At 60.0% G+C, this 2,270-nt stretch carries 2 protein-coding genes and 1 pseudogene; 1 reads left to right on the forward strand and 2 read right to left on the reverse strand.

The window, feature by feature from the left end; translation table 11 throughout:
• The coding region (locus tag FEM54_RS30820) for a prolyl oligopeptidase family protein (RefSeq protein ID WP_138454091.1) at positions 1-951 on the reverse strand (951 nt) is incomplete at its 3' end.
• Between the two features lie 42 nt (positions 952-993).
• Complete coding sequence (locus FEM54_RS30825) at positions 994-1,905, reverse strand: LysR family transcriptional regulator (protein WP_138454092.1); 912 nt, start codon at positions 1,903-1,905, stop codon at positions 994-996.
• A 114-nt stretch (positions 1,906-2,019) separates the two neighbouring features.
• On the opposite strand from FEM54_RS30825, the pseudogene FEM54_RS30830 reads away from it, so the two are divergent.
• A pseudogene (locus tag FEM54_RS30830) lies at positions 2,020-2,270 on the forward strand (MFS transporter); the annotation flags it as partial.

The raw sequence follows: 2,270 nt of genomic DNA on the forward strand, positions 1-2,270 counted from the left end.
GAACAACAGGTCGAAATCCCGCGCGCCGGCCATGAAGCGTGCAAAGTTGATCGCCAGCAACGAGCCGGCCACATAGCCATCACCCACCGCCCAATCATCACGCAATTGCAGGAGCAACCAGTCTTTGTGCACCGACTTGTCGGCCGAGTTCGGCGCGTCGATTTTGCTCAGCGTGCCATCCGGGGCGCGCAGGTACAGTTCGTTGTTGTAGAACGCCAGGGTGCGGCTGACGAAATCACGCTCGTAACCCGGCGTGCTGTCGTGCATCGCCGCGATATACATATCGTCGTGCCGGCCTTCGTAGACGATCGTCGCGGCACTCAGGGGCGTACCGCGCTGCCATTGCTTGACGATGCGCGGGTAACCCGAGCGGGTCATGCTGTCTGCACCGAAGTCGGTAAACACATACACGTTATCGTGGTCGATCCAGCCCAGCCCACCCTTGGATTCGGGCAACTCGAAGCCATCATTGACCCAGGCTTTTTCGACCAGGTCGAATTCGCGCGTGACACTCGCGTCCGCGCCGCCACGGGACAGTGCGACCAGGGCGCGTTGATAGCCAGGATGCAGGCAGTCGGCACCGTGCCAGACCCAATTTTCACCTTCCAGGGCATTCAACGCGTCGATGTCCAGCACGGTTTCCCAGACCGGTTGCGCCTTGCGATATTGCGCAAGCGTGGTCCGCCGCCACAGGCCGCGAGGGTGGGCGGCGTCGACCCAGAAGTTGTAATAGTGGGCGCCGATTTTTTCCACGTACGGGATATTGCTGTCCGAATCGAGCACCGCCAGCAGGTCGGCCTGCATCGCCTTGAAAGGCGCGGATTCGGCGAGTCGGGCGTGGGCCTTGAGGTTTTGTGCGCGCACCCAATCCAGCGCCTGCGTGCTGTCGACGTCTTCCAGCCAAAGGTAAGGATCGTCGCCCGTGGAAGGCGGTGTCGGGAGGTTTGGCATCTGCGCATCCTGTGGAAAATTTGTTCGGAAAATCAAGGAGTGTCACTCAACCGCGCCCAACCCTGCAACCAGCACCTCCACTACCGCTCGCACCTTGGGCAACGCGTGGCGGCTTTTGACCCAGGCGACACTGATGCCCATCCCTTCACTTGCCCATTGCGGCAAGACTTGCACCAGCGACCCGTCCTGCAAGTGTTGCTCAATCAGCCACGACGGCAGTTGTGCAATACCGCAGCCGGCCAGCGCAGCCATCTTCAGGCCGTTGCCATGGCCGATCACCAGTTGCGGCTGCACGTGGCTGTGCAGTGTCGCGCCATGTTCGCCGGCGTGCTGCCAGTGGCTGACGCGACCATCGACCCAGCCGTAGGCAATGCACTGATGCTGTTCAAGGTCACGCTCGGACTGTGGGATGCCGTGGCGAGTGAGATACGCAGGGGACGCACATAAAACATGCCACTCTCGGGTAAGTAACTGGTGCCCTACCGTCTCCGGCCAGGCCGGGTCGTCGCCGATGCGCACGACGATATCCACTCCTTCCTTGAACGGATCGACAAAGCCATCAGAGAAGGAGATGTGCGGGGTCAGCAATGGATGAGTGTTCAGCCACGGCAGCAGGATCGGCAGTACCTGTACCTGGCCAAAGGCGCCGGGCAGGTCGATGCGCACACGCCCGCGCAGTTCGGTGTTTTCAGCCTGCAATGCCCATTCGGCTTCTTCCAGGTCGGTTAATACGCCGGTGCAGGTGCGCAGGTAGGCAACGCCGGCATCGGTCAGCGACAACCTGCGCGTGGTGCGGTGGAACAGTCGGGCACCCAGACGGGCTTCCAGGCGCGCAATGCTTTTACTCACGGCCGAAGCGGTCAGGTTCATTTTCCCGGCGGTCGCCGTAAAGCTGCCGTACTGCGCGACACAGACGAATACATCGATGCCCTTCAGGCGCTCTGAAGAAAACATGCACAGCCCTTATTCATGAATTGAGTTCCTGCATCTGGATAAAAACCATCCTAAATCAGAACTCGGTTCAAAGGTAAGCTGCTTGTACTCTGATAAATGGACTCTGAGGCTCGAATGCTGGCCACGCTGAAAAACTACCCCGCCACCCTCAACCTGCTATTGAGCGCCTCGCTGATACTGACGCTCGCCCGCGCAATCACCCTGCCCTACCTGGTCATCTATTTGTCGAGCCACTTTGGCTTGAGCATCGCCGATATCGGCTTGGTGATCGGCAGCACACTGATCATTGGCTCGCTGCTGAGCCTGTATGGCGGCTTTCTGGTGGATCGGATGAGCAGTTACCGGCTTATCCTGCTCTTCTGCGG

Source organism: Pseudomonas edaphica, assembly GCF_005863185.1.
Taxonomy (GTDB): Bacteria; Pseudomonadota; Gammaproteobacteria; order Pseudomonadales; family Pseudomonadaceae; genus Aquipseudomonas; species Aquipseudomonas edaphica.